The organism is Streptacidiphilus cavernicola, assembly GCF_042510955.1.
GTDB lineage: Bacteria > Actinomycetota > Actinomycetes > Streptomycetales > Streptomycetaceae > Streptacidiphilus > Streptacidiphilus cavernicola.
In genome coordinates this window covers 17,375-32,770 of sequence record NZ_JBHFAB010000009.1, presented here as the reverse complement: position 1 = coordinate 32,770, position 15,396 = coordinate 17,375, and the positions used below count along the sequence as shown (strand labels likewise).

Genomic DNA, 15,396 nt, shown 5'->3' with positions numbered 1-15,396 from the left:
CTGGGTGGGCGGCAGGGGGGCGGTGGCTGCCGTCGGCTCGGCGCGCACTGGTGCGGTCCACGGGGTGTGACGGCCGGTGGCCTGGTGAAGTGGCGAGGAGGGGAGGGGGTTCCGGTCGGTGACCGGAACCCCCTCAGACGGGGATGGCCGTCAGGCTCCGTCGGGGTGCTGGCGGGCTTCGGACTGGGCGCGGGCCAGTGCGAGCGCGTCCCGCAGTCGGTCGTTTCCGGCTCCCAGCCCGGCGGCGGCCAGGGCCGCGCGGGCGTCCTCACGGGTCATCAGGTCGGGACCGGTGGGAGCGGCGAGGAGCACCTCGACGAGCTGCTGATCGGTGGCGAGCGGAGGACGGCCTCCGCGGCGTGGTCCGGAATCGTCGGGGGCGTTCCCACCAGCGTTCTCGTGCTCGGCCGGTTCCACCTCCGGGGCGCTGCCCGGTGCGGCGGGAACCGGCACGGTGGCGGGGGTTTCGGCCGTAGTCGGTTCCGCGATGGCGGAGACGCCCTCAAGGGCGCGTCCCTGCGGAGGGAGAGCGGCACTGGCCGGAACATCGCCGAGGTGCGGGGCGGTCGGCGGCATCGGGTCCGGATCGCTTCCGGCGGTGACCGGAACCAGATCGCTGGTGGTGCTGTAGCGGGAGATCAGGACGTGAAGGTGGGTCGCGCCGGCCAGGGACAGCGGGGGGATGGCGGCGAGGACCACGACGGCGAAGTCGCCGAGGTGCAGCTCGGTGGTGCCGGGCTTGTTCAGGTCCAGGGCGTGCAGGGCGTTGGCCCAGATGCTGGCCGCAGTGGCGGTGCCGAACAGCATCCAGGCGTACAGGCGGGCGTGGAGCGGTGCCGCGCGCAGCACCAGGATCGCGCGCACGCCGTAGGCGATGAAGCCGTCCACGAGCGGCGGGTAGGCGTAGGTCAGCAGGCGCGGTATGTGGACAGCCAGGGCCACCTGCTGCAGCGCGGCGTAGGACAGGGCGAAGCCGAGGATGCCGAGCAGGCTCACGGCCGCGCGGTCCCAGAAGCTGATCCTTTGCTGGGCGCGCTGGCGGGACGTGGGTGCGGAGGCGGGGGATGTGCTGGTCATGCGGAGAGCTCCAGAGGATTGGGCAGGTGAGGTCGGCGGAGCAACCTCGCCACGGTGCGGGCGCAGGGGATGCCGGTGCCCAGGTCGGCGGCTGACGCTGCAGCGGGCCGCCGACGGGCGAGAGCAGACCGGTGTTCCGGCGGGGGAGGGCCGGTCAGGCTCTGCTGGCGATGCCCTGGCGGTCGGCGGGCCGCAGGGCGGCGCGCACCAGGGCCGCGCCGCGCCGGGCGACGGCCTCGCCCGTGCCGACGGCTACCTTCCGGACACCGAGCCCGGCGCAGGCGCGGCAGATGCCCGCCTGCCGCACCGGATCCCCGCAGGTCTGGCACTCCGTCAGCGGTGGCTTCACAGGCCCGGACGCGCGCACCTGTGCCGTCATGGGCGGCAGCTTGCGCTGCAGGCGGTCGCGCAGCAGGGAGCTCGCGCTGTGGACCCGGTCCGGCAGCCCGGGCAGCAGCGCTGTGCGCAACTGCTCCTCGCTGCACCCGCGCTCCAGCCAGGGCAGCACATCGGGCGCGAGCGCCAGCGCCTCGAACGTGCCGAGCCGCAGGCGGGGCTCGGCCGCCACGACGCGCAGCAGCGTCTGCGCCGCCTGGTGCGCGGACCGGTCGCCTTCGGCCTCTTCACCGGCGTGCCGGTCTCGGGCAGCGGGGGAGAGAGTGCTGGCATCCCGCCCGCCCTCCCTGCCGGCGGTTTCGGGGCGGCCGACGGGCGACTGCCCGCCGTCCTGGCGCACCTCGGGGAGGGAGGGTTCTTTCACCAGGTCCTTTACGGGGTTGGCGCCAGGAAGATCGGAGGCCGCTGCACCGGAGCCCGGATCACCGGCAGCCGGAGGCGTCGGCTGCTCGGCTCGGTTGCCGATCTGCGGGGTGTCGAAGATGTGGATCTCGGTGAAGACAGTGCCGTTGGCCCGGCGGGCGACGACGAGCCGGTAGTAGCCGGCTTCGATCAGCTCCGTCACCGCCTTGTCCACTGCCGTGCGCCCCTGAGGGCTGGAGTCGGCCATGTGCCGGCGGTTCTCGCTCCAGCCGTCGTGGCGCGACAGCAGGTCGGCGAGCAGGCCCCGGGCGGTGTAGGAGAGCCGCCGGTCCTGGAGGAAGAAGTTGGGGAGAACGGTGAAGCCGCCCGTGTGGCGACTACGATGAACGCGCATCGGGAGTGGACTCTCCTTGGTGCCGGACCCCGGGGTGTTGACGCACCACCGGGGTCGCTTTGTTTTCGGTCGGGTCAGCAGCACTGCCGCAGCGAGGGGGCCTCCGCTGGGCTGTATCCCGCCGTGGCGCTGGATGCAGCCCGTCAGGCGGTACCACCTTGCTGACTGTGTGGCTCGGCTACTGCGTGTGGCAGAGGGGGCACTGTCGCTCCTATCCCTAGTGAATCGGTTGCAATCCCTGGCGACTAACAGTTGTACCCCCCGGTCGGCCGTAAGTCAAATGTGCATTGCAGGCAATCCCCCAGGGATGGGTTGTGGTATAACTGTTGCTGAGGAGGTGTCCATGGAGAACTGGCCGTACGGGTCGGAGCTGCTGTTCAGCGAGGCCAACGTGGCCGCGCGCGTGCTGCTGGAGCGGCAGGCGCGCGGTTGGAGCACGACCGAGCTCGCGCAGCGCATGACAGCGGCGGGCGTCCCGCTGAACCAGTCGGCGGTCTGGCGCATCGAGAGCGGCACGCCGCGCCGGAAGATCTCCCTGGACGAAGCGCTGGGGTTCTCCAAGGTCTTCGAGCTGCCGCTCGAAGACCTCATGGCCCCGCCGCAGGAGGGTCTCGACCTCGAAGCCCGAAGACTCCTCCAGGACTGCGTCGACGCCTTCTTCGAGAAGCGCGCCGTCGAGGACCGGCTCCATCTCGCACTCGTCGCTCTGGACGAGTACCGCAAGAGCCACCCCGACCCCGACAACGCCGTCTTCCAGCAGTGCATCCGCCTCATCGGCGACGACCGCTACGCGCGTGCGATGTGGGAGCTGATCACCGACGGAGGCTTCTACTGACGAAGCCTCGGCTCCTACGCCCAGGCGCCCCACAACCAGGAGGCAAGTGACCCACCACCGCACCCCACCCCCCGCGCCCGGACTGAGGAACGCCTCATACCGGGTGCCGGACCACCACGGCTCACCTCGGAGAACGGCTGAGCGCCAGCCCCGTCGCGCGATCTGACGCGCTGCGGCCCTGGCCGACGGAGCGAGCACGACCCGCACCGTGCTCGTCGACACCTGCCCAGCCGTCACGGCGCTGCCGGCCGCACCCCGCCGCGCCGCTGCCCCAGCCCGAGGAACCCACCCTGCACCCCCTGCCCGCACAGTGGAAGCCGACCGCCGCGGACCCCACTGCCCTGCCCGTCCTCTATCGCCCGGCCCAGATCGCCGAAGCCCTCGGCTGCTCCGAGTGGTGGGTGAAGGAGCAGGCTCGCCGTCGGCGCATCCCCTTCAGCCGGCTCGGCGGAAGCTACCGCTTCACCGCCGAGCACCTCCAAGAGATCATCGCCATCTTCGAGGAGCGGCCGGACCCGGGAGCTGATCCCACCTCAAGCGTGCTGCCTGCCAGCCGCTCGCCCTACCGCCGCACCGCCGCCCAAGGCGTGCGCCTCACCGCCCGCCCGCCGCGGCGGGCACGCAACACCTCGACCCGACGACCCGACACCGACCAGGAGGGAACCAGAATTGGGATACGCCGAGAAGCGCGGTGACTACTACCGCGCCCGCTACAAGATCGCGCCGGGCAACTACGGCACGCTCAAGGACGCGACCGGAGCAGTAGTGCGCTTCCGTACGAAGCGCGCCGCCGAGCAGGCGGCCGACGAGGAGGAAGCCAAGGTCCGTGGCGGCAAGTGGCACGATCCCGCCGCCGGCCAGACCACCTTCGGCGAGTACGCCAGCCGCTGGTACGAGGCACAGGACCTCGCCGCCTCTACGATGCAGAACTACCGCCGCCACATCGAGGAGCACCTGCTCCCCGCCTTCAACGACCTCCCGCTCGCCGCCATCACCAAGGCGGCGATCCTCGCCTGGGAGAAGAAGGAGCGGAGCCAGGAGTACGCCGCAGCCAGCATCAAGACGTGGCGCAGCACCCTGCACACCATCCTGGCCGACGCCGTGGACGAGGGGCTGATCGAGGTGAACCCGGCCTCGCGCCGACGCGGCCGGGGCAAGCGCGCCGGCCGGTCGCGCAACCGCGCGCCCGAGAAGGTGATCACCGACGCGCTGGGCATCCTGCTCATCGCTGAGCGCACGGCCCTGCTCGCCGGGCGGGACGACGAGTTCGTCGGCACCGTCACCAAGGGCTACACCGGCATCCGCTGGGGAGAACTGGTCGGCCTGGAGACCCAGTTCGTCCGCCCCGCCTCGATACGCGTGGAGCACCAGCTGTACGAGCTCGACACCGCCGAGCTGCTCCGCTGCCCGCCCAAGGACGACTCGTACCGGGACATCGACACGCCTGACTTCCTGTCACAGCTGCTGGCAGGACAGGTCGCCCGCCGCGCGAAGGACCGCTGCGACTGCCACGGCCTGGCCTACGTGTTCAGCGGCCACGGCGTCGCGAAGGGCGAGCCGCGTCGTACCGGCGCGAAGCTGGTCGACGTGGCGCGGAGCGCGGGCGTGTCCACCGGCACCGTCTCCAACGTCCTCAACCGGCCGGAGGCGGTGAAGGAGGAGACGCGGCTGCGCGTCGAGAAGGCCATGGCCGAGCTGGGGTACGACCGCAACAGCGGCACCAGCGGCCGGCAGACCGCCCACTGGCGGCGCAGCAGCTTCGGCGGCTGGCTGTTCCAGCCCGCTGCCACCGGCTGCTACCCGCCGAAGGCGCCCCAGCCGCCGCATCCGGTACCGGTCATGGCGGAGCCCTGGCCCGGCGTTCCGGCGCGGGGACGAGGTGCCTCGGCGCGGGCGACCGCCTGCTGGACGCCGATCGCTCCGGGGCTGACTCCTCACGGCCTGCGCCACTCCCACAAGGCGATCATGGAGGAGCTCGGCACGCCGCCGAAGCTCATGGACGAGCGGCTCGGCCACGAGGACGGCTCGGTGCAGGCGCGGTACTCGCACGTGACGCCGAAGATGCGCGCCCGGCTGCTGCAGGGGCTCACCGAGGTGTGGGAGGAGGCGCTGGAGCGGCGGCGGAAGATGTCGTCCCACTCGCCCGTCGCAACGCTGGATGCTCTCCTGAATCCCCGTCAGCAGGAGGACCCTGGGAGAGAGATTCCAAGATCTTCTCCCAGTTTTCTCCCACGGCCTCCCCGCAAAGCAGTCAGGGCCGTTCATCCTGTGCGGATGAACGGTCCTGACCTGCGGTTTCACCAGTCGGGGTGGCGGGATTTGAACCCACGGCCTCTTCGTCCCGAACGAAGCGCGCTACCAAGCTGCGCCACACCCCGGTGCAACGAGGATTACTCTAGCGGACCCGAGCCGTGGGACGAAATCCGGTTTCCTGGCGGGGGTGGCGGCGGTGCAGGTCAGGGGTGACGAGGGTGGTGGGGGCGCGGCATCGGCCGCGGTGGTGGTGCGGGAGGGGTGGTCGGGTTCGCCGGCCGTCGGCTGGTCGGCTGCTGGGGGCTGGGCGTTGCAGTGGCGTCTTTGGTGGGTGGCGAATTCGGGGGCTGGGGGGAATATCGCCGGGAGGGGGAGTTCGGCCCAGGCGGGGGATTCCCCTTGTTTGTCTGCGGCGGGGGTCAATTCCTTGCCGCCGCCGGCGTCCGGTCGTTGAAAAGGGTCTGGCGGGCGTGCTCGGTGTCGAAGTACTCGCGGACCGAGGTGATCAGGGCGTCGCGGACGGTGAAGACCGCGAGGCAGTGCTGGTCGTACCAGCCGTCGCCGTCGCGGAGGCGGGCCTTGGAAGTCCACTCCAGGACGACCTTCTCGCCCTCGCCGATCAGGTCCAGTACGGCCAGGTCCAGGGTCTCCGGGGCGAGGCGGACGAAGGCCGTGCCGAGGAAGTCCCCGAGGATCCCCTGGTGTCCGCGCCAGGTCCCCGAGATGGGGAGGTCGCCGATCAGGGTCCAGGTCGCGTCGGCGGCGAAGAACCGTTCGAGTGGTCCGCCGTCCTGGGTGCGGAGGGCGTCCACGTAGTTACGGATGACGTCCTTGCTGGTTTCCGTGGAATTCATGTCGGGCCTCCGTAGCCGTGCTCCGATTCGCTCGGGAAAAACATATCGAGAGGGATCGGGCCGAGGGAAAGACCTGTTTTCCATCGGTCCATGCCGACATGGCATGACCGCGCGCCTAGAATGGGACCATGTCGGATCTGCGTCGCCTGCGTTACTTCCTCGCCGTGGCCGAGGAGCGGAACTTCACCCGCGCCGCCGAGCGGCTGCATATCGCGCAGCCCGCGCTCAGCCGTCAAGTCCGGGAGCTGGAGCGGGAGTTGGGGGTGGAGCTGCTCAGCCGCACCACACACAAGGTGGAGCCGACCGAGGCCGGGCGGATGCTGCTCGAACGCGGTCCCGCACTGCTGGACGCGGCCGACAGCCTGTGGCGCGGGGTCCGCGCGTTCGCCGACGGGCGGCTGGGCAGCGTCAGCCTGGGCTACGGCATGAGCGCGGGGTACGACACCGCGCCGCAGCTGCTGCTGGCGATGAGCGAGGAGGCCCCGGGCATCGAGGTGTCCGCCCGGGTGATGGTCTTCGCCGACATCGTGGACGGCGTCGCCGCGGGCACCCTGGACGTCGGCCTGGTGCGCTGTGCGCCGCCGCAGCAGGACCTGGTGCTGACGCTGCTGCGGCTGGAGCGGCAGGGCGTCATCGTCGGCCGGGACCACCCGCTGGCCGCCGACGGCGCGACCGGCGTCGATCCGGCCGACCTGGACGGCGTGAAGCTGCTGCTGCACGCCCGTACGCACAACCCGGGGCACTACGACCAGGTCATGGAGATCTGCGCGCGGGCCGGGGCCAAGCCCGAGGTGCTGGTGCGCGGGCTGGACTTCGACGCCTCGTACACGCCGGTCGCGTCCGGTTCGGCGGTGACCGTGGTCGGTGAGTCGGGTCGGGTCGGGCTGCCGGCCGGACTGGTCTGGCTGCCGCTGGAGCCGGCCTCGGCGGTGGAGATTCAGCTGGTCACGCGTGGGGGGAACCGGTCGCCGGTGATCGAGCGGCTGCTGAAGGTCGCGGCGGGGACCGCGGGCAGGCAGGGGTGGCTGCAGCCGCCGGACTGAGGGGTTCAGCGGGACGGTGCGTCGCGCGGCTACTCGGCGGCCGGGGTGAGGGTCAGCAGCGTGGCTTCCGGGGGGCAGGCGAAGCGGACCGGGGTGTAGCGGTTGGTGCCGCAGCCGGCCGAGACGTGCAGGTAGGAGTCCTGCCCGGCGGCGGAGTGGCGGGACAGGCCCTTCACCCGGTCGCGGTCCAGGTCGCAGTTGGTGACCAGCGCGCCGTAGAAGGGGACGCACAGCTGACCGCCGTGGGTGTGTCCGGCGAGGGTCAGCGGATAGCCGTCGGCGGTGAAGGCGTCCAGGGCCCGCAGGTACGGGGCGTGCACGATGCCGATCGACAGGTCCGCCTCCGCGGACGGGCCTCCGGCGACCATGCCGTACCGGTCGCGCCGGATGTGCGGGTCGTCCAGCCCGGTGAACTCCAGGTCGAGGTCCTCGATCTTGAGTCGGCCCCTGGTGTTGGTCAGGTTCAGCCAGCCGGCTCGGTCGAAGCCGTCCCTGAGGTCCTCCCACGGGTTGTGCACGGCCCCCTTCACGCCGCGCCTGGCCGAGCCGTCGGCCCGGTTCATCCCGTGGTCGCCGGAGAACATCGCGGTCAGGTAGCGGGTCGGGCTCTTGGGCTTCGGGCCGTAGTAGTCGTTGGAGCCGAAGACGTACACCCCGGGGAACTCCATCAGCGGCCCGAGCGCGTCCAGGACCGCGGGGACGGCCGTCGGGTCGGACAGGTTGTCGCCGGTGTTGACGACGAAGTCGGGCCGCAGCCCGGCCAGGTCGTGCAGCCAACGCTGCTTCTTGCCCTGGCCGTTGACCATGTGGATGTCCGACAGCTGCAGCACCCGCAGCGGGCGCGCCCCGGCCGGCAGCACCGGGACGGTCACCCGTCGCAGTCGGAACGAGCGCACCTCGTAGGCGGCGGAGTAGGCCAGGCAGGCCGCTCCGGTGGCGGCGATTCCCATGGGCACGGCGTAGAGCGGTCGCATCCCCCCATGGTCGCAGAACGGGTGTCCGGTACGGGAGCCGGGAGACCCCTCCTCGTGCCGTGCGGCGGACGGGGACCGTGGGCGCGGTGGTTAATGGGCGGCGACGGTGTGGTCGGGGTGGGAGACTTGTGCTCATGACCACGACGCTCAAGCAGCAGCTGCAGGAGGACCTGACGGCCTCGATCCGGGCCCGGGACGAGCTGCGGTCCGGCACGATCCGGCTCACCCTCTCCGCCATCACCAACGAGGAGGTGTCCGGCAAGGTCGCCCGCCAGCTCTCCGACGACGAGGTGCTGAAGGTGATCGCCCGCGAGGCGAAGAAGCGGCGGGAGGCCGCCGAGGCGTTCGAGACCGGCGGCCGTCCGGAGTCGGCGGCCCGTGAGCGGGCCGAGGGCGAGCTGCTGGCGGCGTACCTGCCGAAGCAGCTGACGGACGATGAGCTGACCGCGATCGTCGCCGACGCGGTCGCCGAGGCGAAGGCGGGCGGGGCGGAGGGGCCGCGGGCGATGGGCGCGGTGATGAAGCTGGTGAACCCGAAGGTGGCCGGGCTGGCCGAGGGCGGACGCGTCGCCGCCGCGGTGAAGCAGGCCCTGGCGGGCTGAAGCCGGCCCTTGCGGGCCGCGGAATCCATGAACGCCCGAGGGGCGCCCGGATCACTCCGGGCGCCCCTCGGGCGTTGTGCGCGCTATCGCTTTGCAGCCGCCAGCCGCCAGCCGCCAGCCGCCAGCTGGCCGCACGCGACCGCCGCCGCGGTGCGCGCCTCAGCCTCCCGGCGTCACGCCGCCGGTTCCACCCGCCGCGCCGCCGATCAGGCCGCCGGTGAAGCCGCCCGTTCCGCCGCCGTTCCCTCCGTTGCCGCCATTGCCACCGTTGCCGCCGCCGCCGTTCCCGCCGCCGGTCGCTCCGCCGTTGTTGCCGCCGCCGTTGTTGCCGCCGGTGGCCCCCGCCGTGGTGCCGCCGGTCTTGCCGGTGTCCTTGCCCTTGCCGGCGACCGGGGCCGGCATCGGCACCTTGGTGAAGGAGCCGAAGGGCACGCCCGCCAGCGCCCCGCCCATCGCGTCGCGCCAGATCGGTCCGGCGTTGGTGCCGCCGAAGACCGAGTAGGAGACATGGCCGCCGATGCTCTGGCCGTCCAGGTCCGCCTTCGAGCCCGAGGTGATCGCGGTGTCGGTGAGGACGGTCGCGCCGGCCAGCTCCGGGGTGTAGCCGACGAACCAGACCTGGGCGCTGTTGTTGGTGGTACCGGTCTTACCGGCGGACGGACGGCCGTCGGTGAAGCCGGCCGGGGCGCCGGTGCCGTCGTCGACCGTCTTGGCCAGCATCGTGGTGATCGAGTCGGCGGTGTTCTGGGACATCACCGAGTGGCAGTCCGCGCTCGGGACCTTCAGCTGCTTGCCCTCCAGCGTGGTCACCGAGCTGATCGCGGTGGGGGAGCAGTAGGTGCCGTGCGCCGCGAAGGTCGCGTACACGTTGGCCATCTGCATCGGCGTCAGGTTGTTGGTGCCGAGGGTGAGCGACTGGACCTGGTCGATCGGGGCCAGGTGGTAGCTCTTGGTCTTCTTGCTGTACTGCTGCAGGGCCTGGGTGGTGATGCCGAGCTTGTTCATCATCTTCACCACACTGCACAGCCCCGCCTTCTGTTCCAGCGGGACGAAGTAGGTGTTGACGGACATCTGCATCGCGTACGGCATGTTCATCGGGCCGTGCAGGCTGGCGCTGTCGTTCTTGTCGCCGGGCTTCGGGCTCAGCCGGTTGCCGGCGCAGTCGGTCATCTCCGGGTAGTCGGCCTGGGGCGGCGCCGCGAAGACGGTGTCCATCCCGATGCCCTGCTCCAGCGCGGCGGCGGCGGTGATCGGCTTGAAGGTCGAGCCGGTCTGGAAGCCGCCGGCGCCGCCCATGGTCGAGTCCACGTTGTAGTTCAGCGTGGTGACGTTGGCCGCGGCGCCCAGGCCGTAGGGGCGGCTCTGGCCCATGCCGAGGATCTTGCCGGTGCCGGGCTGGATGATGGTCATCGCCGTCGCGGCCTTGTCACCGGCGAAGACGTGCTTGGTGACCGACTTCTGCAGCGCCTTCTGGACCTTGGGGTCGATGGTGGTGTGGATCTTCAGCCCGCCCTTGTTCCACAGGTCCTGCCGGGCCTGGGCGGTGGAGCCGAAGGCCGGGTCCTGCAGGAAGACGTGCTCGACGTAGTCGCAGAAGAACTGCTCGCCGGTGCCCGCGGTGATGCAGCCCTGCCGGGGGGTGCTCACCTTCAGCCCCAGCGGGGCCGCCTTGGCGGTGGTGGCCTGGGCCGCGGTGATCGTGCCGTAGGTGGCCATCGCGGTGAGCACCTCGTCGCGGCGGGTCTTGGCCGCGACCGGGTGCTCGGTGGGGTCGTACCGGGTCGGCGACTGGACCAGCCCGGCCAGCAGCGCCGCCTGGTTGATCGACAACTGGCTCGCGTGGACGCTGAAGTAGCGCTCCGCGGCGGCCTCGATGCCGTACGCCTGCTGGCCGAAGAAGGTGATGTTGAGGTAGTCGGCCAGTATCTGCTGCTTGGAGAGCGTCTCCTCCAGCTTGATGGCGACCTTCAGCTCCTGGATCTTGCGCCCGATCGTCTGCTGCTGGGCCGCCCGCACCGCGCTGATGTTGTCGCCGGCCTTCTCGACGTTCACGTTCTTCACGTACTGCTGGGTCAGCGTCGAGCCGCCCTGCGAGCTGCCGTCGCTGGCGTTGCTGGTCAGGGCGCGCAGGGTGCCCTTGAGGTCGATCGCGCCGTGCTGGTAGAAGCGGTTGTCCTCGATGTCGATGAGGGCGTTCTGCATCACCGGGGCGATCTTGCTCAGCGGGACCACGGTGCGGTCGCGCCAGTAGACCTTGGCGATCACCCCGCCTTTGGCGTCGTAGATGGTCGACGCCTGGGCCGGCACGGGAGCGGTGAAGTCGTCGGCGACGCTGTTGAAGGAGTCGGTCGCCGACTTCGCGCCGAATCCCAGCGCGCCGACGGCCGGGAGCGCCAGCCCGGCGACGAGGGTGCCGGCCAGCACACTCGCACCGAGGAGCCGGGCGCCGAGGCCGACCTTGTGGAGGGGGGATCCAGAGCGTGTTGCTGCCATGGCAGAACCTTACGTGGCCGTTACCCGGACACGCGGGCATCTGTTCGCCTACTCTTGTCACAAGCTTGCGACAAGTTCCTGTGCGCGCTCTGCTGTCACTCTTGTGGGTGATGAGATCTGTCCGGATCGAGCGCATATGCCAGGAACTAAAGCCGGTGGGAAGGATTGCACAGGTCCCGAAGCCTGTCAGCCCTTTCTCACCTGCAATCACTCCAGTGGGTGATCTCACCCGTACGCATAGTCCGAACGGGCCATACAGGATTGGGCCCCCGGGGGCTGTTGCAACCTGCTGTTCTTCCGTAACGTCCTCAACTGGCAACAGCGAATATGCCGTTGCCGCCGTGGGGGAGCCTCGATTCGGGAGAGGACGGCACCAGCATGGGCTGGGTTGACGACTGGAGTGCGCAGGCAGCCTGCCGCACCAGTGATCCGGACGAACTGTTCGTTCAGGGGGCGGCGCAGAACCGCGCGAAGGCAGTGTGCACCGGTTGCCCGGTGCGGACGGAGTGCCTGGCGGACGCCCTCGACAATCGCGTCGAGTTCGGCGTGTGGGGGGGAATGACCGAGCGCGAGCGCAGAGCGCTGCTGCGTCGGAGGCCGACGGTGATCTCCTGGCGGAAGCTGCTGGAGACCGCCCGTACCGAGTACGAGCAGACGTTCTCGATCGGCGACATCGGGGAAGCGGACTTCGCCGAGGCCGGCTGACGGTCCGGACGGTACGCCCCAGAGCTGTCGCGCGACGTCCCGCGAGGATCCGGCCGCCGGTAACACCCCCGCACGGCCGGACCCGCGGGTCGCGCCTTCTCGCTGCCCGCAGTCGGTTCCCCCGCCGATGCCCCTTCCGCCAGCTACCGTCGGCCCGTCAGCCCGAGGCGAGCCGTTCGCCGATCTCGCGCAGGCCCTCCAGGTCGTGCACGTCCCCGGCCAGGGCCGGGACCTCGACCACCGGCACGTCCGGATAGACCGAGACGAAGCGGTCCCGCATCCGGCGCTCGTGCGTGATCGTCCGCACCCGGTCCGCGTGCAGCCGCAGCAGGCCCGCGGCCAGGATCTCGGTCTCCGGCGGCAGCGCCACCTCGGCGCTTTCCGCCGCGTCCCCGTCCGAAGCATCCGAGTTGTCCGAATGCTCCGGGCCCTCCAGGGTCTCCGCCGCCGCCAGCGCCCGCTCCGCGGTGAGCTGCGGCGCGCCGGAGCGGTGCACCCGGTTCAGCACCAGCCCGGCCAGCGGCATCCGGTCCGTCTCCAACCGGTCGACGAAGTACGCCGCCTCGCGCAGCGCGTCCCGCTCCGGCGCGGCCACCACCAGGAACGCCGTCCCCTCGGCCTGGAGCAGCTGGTACGTACGGTCCGCGCGCTCGCGGAAGCCGCCGAACATCGAGTCCATCGCGGCGACGAAGGTCGACAGGTCCTGCAGCACGTTGGCGCCCAGCACCTTGCCGAGGACGCCGGTGAACATGGTCATCCCGACGTTGAGGAACTTCATCGCGCTGCGTCCGCCGACCTTGGCCGGGGCCGTCAGTATCCGGATCAGCCTGCCGTCGAGGAAGGAGCCGAGGCGGTTGGGGGCGTCCAGGAAGTCCAGCGCGGAGCGGCTCGGCGGGGTGTCCACGACGATCAGGTCCCAGGTGCCGGCGGCCCGGAGCTGGCCCAGCTTCTCCATCGCCATGTACTCCTGGGTGCCGGCGAAGCCGGAGGAGAGCGACTGGTAGAAGGGGTTCTCCATGATCTGCCGGGCCCGCTCGGGGTCCGCGTGGGCGAGCACGACCTCGTCGAAGGTCCGCTTCATGTCCAGCATCATCGCCTGCAGCTCGCCGGGTCCGCTGACGTCCTTGACCACGCGCGGGGTGTTGTCGAGCTGGGTCAGGCCCATGGACTGGGCCAGCCGCCGGGCCGGATCGATCGTCAGCACGACGACCTTGCGCCCGCGTTCCGCTGCGCGGAGGCCGAGGGCGGCGGCGGTGGTGGTCTTGCCGACGCCGCCGGAGCCGCAGCAGACGACGATGGCGGTGGCCGGGTCGTCGATCAGCGCGTCCACGTCCAGCCGCAGGCCCGCCAGCGGGTCTTTCGCTGCCGCGGGCTTTGCGGAATTCGCGGGTTTCGCTGCCGCGGGCTTCGCGGGGGCGGACTTGGTCGCCGGGTGGGACTTGGCCGGGTTGTTGGTGGTCATGCTGCCCCCTCTTCCTTCAGCGCCGCGGCCAAGCGGTAGAGGCCGCCCAGGTCGACCCCGCCGCTGAGCAGCGGCAGTTCGTAGGTCGGAAGTTTCAGCGCCTGGACGTCCGCGCGCTGCTCGCGTTCCAGCAGCACCCGTGCTGCATGCTCCCGGCCCTGTTCCAGCAGCGGTTCCACCAGTTTCCGGGTGGCCGCGGGGACGGTCCTCCGGGCGGCGCCGCCCCGTGCCCGCGCGCCCAGCCCGGCGTCGGCCAGCGCCGATGCCAGTTCGTCGCTGTGGTCGCCGTCGGCCGCCAGCACCGCGGCCTCGTCCAGCAGCGGGGGTCGGACCATGTTGACGAACACCCCGCCGACCGGCAGCCCGGCCGCGCGCAGTTCGGCGACGCCGTCCACGGTCTCCTGGACCGGCATCTCCTCCAGCAGCGTGACCAGGTGCACCGCGGTCTCCGGCGACCGGATCACCCGCATGACCGCCTGCGACTGGGTGAACACCGGACCGAACCTGGCCAGCCCGGCGACCTCGGTGTTGATGTTGAGGAAGCGGCTGATCCGGCCGGTCGGCGGCGCGTCCATCACCACCGCGTCATAGACCCGGCGTCCGTTCGGGCCCTTGCGGCGGACAGCCTCGCAGGCCTTGCCGGTGAGCAGGACGTCGCGCAGACCCGGCGCGATGGTGGTGGCGAAGTCGATGAAGCCGACCTTGCGCAGGGCCTTTCCGGCGCGCCCGAGCTTGTAGAACATCTCCAGGTACTCCAGCAGGGCCTGTTCGATGTCGATGGCCAGCGCGAAGACCTCCCCCTCGGCCGAGCCCCGGGCGCCCGCGCCCCCGCGACCGCCCGCGCCCCCGCGACCGCCCGCGCCGCTGCGACCGCCCCCGCCCCCGCCGCGGCCCAGCGCTCCCGGGCCCACCGCGGCGACCTTGCGCTCCTCGTAGGGCAGCGCGGAGATGCCGAAGAGTTCGGCGATGCCCTGCCGCCCCTCGACCTCGATCAGCAGGGTCCGCTTCCCCTCCGCCGCCAGGGCCATCGCCAGCGCGGCGGCGACGGTGGTCTTCCCGGTACCGCCCTTGCCGCTGACGACATGCAGTCGCACGCCTTCCCAGTCCGGCATCGCGTCGTCTCCGTCCCATGGCTTTCGCCTGCCAACCGACTCTGCCCTTCCGGCGAGCGTAACGAGGGTCCGCGCCGAGCGCCGGGAGTCGCTCTGCCGGGACGAGCGGTTTGCACCTCTTTGTGTCGCAGATCACAGGTCGGTGGGCGTCCCCGCGAACCGTTAGAGTCCCCCCATGACCAAGTGGGAATACGTGACCGTGCCGCTGCTGGTGCATGCGACGAAGCAGATCCTGGACACCTGGGGCGAGGACGGCTGGGAGCTCGTCCAGGTGGTGCCCGGACCGAACAACCCGGAGCAGCTCGTCGCCTACCTGAAGCGGGCGAAGTCCTGATGGGCGGTGCCGAGGGCCTCGGCAGGGCGGAGGCCAAGCTCGCCGAACTCGGGCTCACCCTGCCCGAGGTGGTTCCGCCGCTGGCCAGCTACGTCCCCGCGGTGCGCACGGGTGAGTTCGTCTTCACCTCGGGCCAGCTGCCGATGGTCGGCGGGAAGCTCGCGCTGACCGGCAAGGTCGGCGCCGAGGTCACCGCCGAGGAGGCCAAGGAGCAGGCGCGGATCTGTGCGTTGAACGCCCTGGCCGCGGTGAAGTCCGTGATCGGCGACCTGGACCGGATCGAGCAGGTGGTCAAGGTGGTCGGCTTCGTCGCCTCCGCCCCCGACTTCACCGGCCAGCCCGGCGTGGTCAACGGCGCCAGCGAGCTGTTCGGCGAGGCGCTCGGCGCGGCCGGGGTGCACGCCCGCAGCGCGGTCGGCGTCGCGGTGCTGCCGCTGGACGCCCCGGTCGAGGTGGAGATCCAGGTCCGGGTCAGCGGGGTCTGACGCTCGTCGAGGAC

14 protein-coding genes, 1 tRNA gene and 1 pseudogene are annotated in these 15,396 nt (G+C 71.2%); 8 read left to right on the top strand and 8 right to left on the bottom strand.

The annotated features are described in order from the left end of the window. Nucleotides 1–150: 150 nt before the first annotated feature. Nucleotides 151–1,077, bottom strand: a complete 927-nt coding sequence (locus tag ACEZDE_RS14230; protein ID WP_380536215.1) for a DUF2637 domain-containing protein — start codon at nt 1,075–1,077, stop codon at nt 151–153. A 154-nt stretch (nt 1,078–1,231) separates the two neighbouring features. Further along, a complete protein-coding gene (locus ACEZDE_RS14225; RefSeq protein ID WP_380536213.1) occupies nt 1,232–2,230 on the bottom strand; it encodes a hypothetical protein in 999 nt (332 codons plus the stop codon). 343 nt (nt 2,231–2,573) lie between these two features. On the opposite strand from ACEZDE_RS14225, the gene ACEZDE_RS14220 reads away from it, so the two are divergent. From ACEZDE_RS14220 to ACEZDE_RS14210, 3 genes and pseudogenes are all read left to right on the top strand, one after another. Next, on the top strand, nt 2,574–3,065 hold the full coding sequence (locus ACEZDE_RS14220; protein WP_380536210.1) for a helix-turn-helix domain-containing protein: 492 nt from the start codon (nt 2,574–2,576) through the stop codon (nt 3,063–3,065). A 401-nt stretch (nt 3,066–3,466) separates the two neighbouring features. Further along, nucleotides 3,467–3,760 carry a DNA-binding protein gene (locus ACEZDE_RS14215; protein ID WP_380536208.1) on the top strand — a complete coding sequence of 98 codons (294 nt, stop codon included), beginning with the start codon at nt 3,467–3,469 and terminating at the stop codon, nt 3,758–3,760. Between the two features lie 70 nt (nt 3,761–3,830). Continuing rightward, nucleotides 3,831–4,718: pseudogene (locus tag ACEZDE_RS14210) on the top strand (tyrosine-type recombinase/integrase); the annotation flags it as partial. A gap of 651 nt (nt 4,719–5,369) precedes the next feature. On the opposite strand, the gene ACEZDE_RS14205 reads toward ACEZDE_RS14210, so the two are convergent. Both ACEZDE_RS14205 and ACEZDE_RS14200 read right to left on the bottom strand, forming a co-directional pair. Then, a tRNA-Pro gene (locus tag ACEZDE_RS14205) sits at nt 5,370–5,443 on the bottom strand. 294 nt (nt 5,444–5,737) lie between these two features. Continuing rightward, the gene (locus ACEZDE_RS14200; protein WP_380536206.1) at nt 5,738–6,172 is read right to left on the bottom strand and encodes a nuclear transport factor 2 family protein; all 435 of its coding nucleotides are present in this window, start codon (nt 6,170–6,172) and stop codon (nt 5,738–5,740) included. A gap of 128 nt (nt 6,173–6,300) precedes the next feature. Here ACEZDE_RS14200 and ACEZDE_RS14195 point away from each other — a divergent pair, with 128 nt between their 5' ends. Continuing rightward, nucleotides 6,301–7,215 carry a LysR family transcriptional regulator gene (locus ACEZDE_RS14195; protein WP_380536204.1) on the top strand — a complete coding sequence of 305 codons (915 nt, stop codon included), beginning with the start codon at nt 6,301–6,303 and terminating at the stop codon, nt 7,213–7,215. Nucleotides 7,216–7,244: 29 nt separating this feature from the next. Here the strand turns inward: ACEZDE_RS14195 and ACEZDE_RS14190 are convergent, their stop codons facing one another. Then, nucleotides 7,245–8,189, bottom strand: a complete 945-nt coding sequence (locus ACEZDE_RS14190; protein WP_380536202.1) for a metallophosphoesterase — start codon at nt 8,187–8,189, stop codon at nt 7,245–7,247. Nucleotides 8,190–8,323: 134 nt separating this feature from the next. Here ACEZDE_RS14190 and ACEZDE_RS14185 point away from each other — a divergent pair, with 134 nt between their 5' ends. After that, nucleotides 8,324–8,791, top strand: a complete 468-nt coding sequence (locus ACEZDE_RS14185) for a GatB/YqeY domain-containing protein (protein ID WP_380536200.1) — start codon at nt 8,324–8,326, stop codon at nt 8,789–8,791. Between the two features lie 159 nt (nt 8,792–8,950). Here ACEZDE_RS14185 and ACEZDE_RS14180 read toward each other — a convergent pair whose 3' ends face one another. Continuing rightward, on the bottom strand, nt 8,951–11,284 hold the full coding sequence (locus tag ACEZDE_RS14180) for a transglycosylase domain-containing protein (protein WP_380536198.1): 2,334 nt from the start codon (nt 11,282–11,284) through the stop codon (nt 8,951–8,953). A 327-nt stretch (nt 11,285–11,611) separates the two neighbouring features. On the opposite strand from ACEZDE_RS14180, the gene ACEZDE_RS14175 reads away from it, so the two are divergent. Then, nucleotides 11,612–11,989 carry a WhiB family transcriptional regulator gene (locus tag ACEZDE_RS14175; RefSeq protein ID WP_380536196.1) on the top strand — a complete coding sequence of 126 codons (378 nt, stop codon included), beginning with the start codon at nt 11,612–11,614 and terminating at the stop codon, nt 11,987–11,989. 157 nt (nt 11,990–12,146) lie between these two features. Here the strand turns inward: ACEZDE_RS14175 and ACEZDE_RS14170 are convergent, their stop codons facing one another. After that, the gene (locus ACEZDE_RS14170; RefSeq protein ID WP_380536194.1) at nt 12,147–13,451 is read right to left on the bottom strand and encodes an ArsA family ATPase; all 1,305 of its coding nucleotides are present in this window, start codon (nt 13,449–13,451) and stop codon (nt 12,147–12,149) included. Continuing rightward, nucleotides 13,448–14,563 carry an ArsA-related P-loop ATPase gene (locus ACEZDE_RS14165; RefSeq protein ID WP_380536192.1) on the bottom strand — a complete coding sequence of 372 codons (1,116 nt, stop codon included), beginning with the start codon at nt 14,561–14,563 and terminating at the stop codon, nt 13,448–13,450. The genes ACEZDE_RS14170 and ACEZDE_RS14165 overlap by 4 nt, the downstream gene beginning before the upstream one ends. Nucleotides 14,564–14,738: 175 nt before the next feature. Between ACEZDE_RS14165 and ACEZDE_RS14160 the strand changes: the two genes are divergently transcribed. Both ACEZDE_RS14160 and ACEZDE_RS14155 read left to right on the top strand, forming a co-directional pair. Beyond that, the gene (locus ACEZDE_RS14160) at nt 14,739–14,897 is read left to right on the top strand and encodes a DUF4177 domain-containing protein (RefSeq protein WP_015034547.1); all 159 of its coding nucleotides are present in this window, start codon (nt 14,739–14,741) and stop codon (nt 14,895–14,897) included. Next, complete coding sequence (locus ACEZDE_RS14155; RefSeq protein WP_380536189.1) at nt 14,897–15,382, top strand: RidA family protein; 486 nt, start codon at nt 14,897–14,899, stop codon at nt 15,380–15,382. The genes ACEZDE_RS14160 and ACEZDE_RS14155 overlap by 1 nt, the downstream gene beginning before the upstream one ends. The last annotated feature ends 14 nt before the right edge of the window (nt 15,383–15,396 follow it).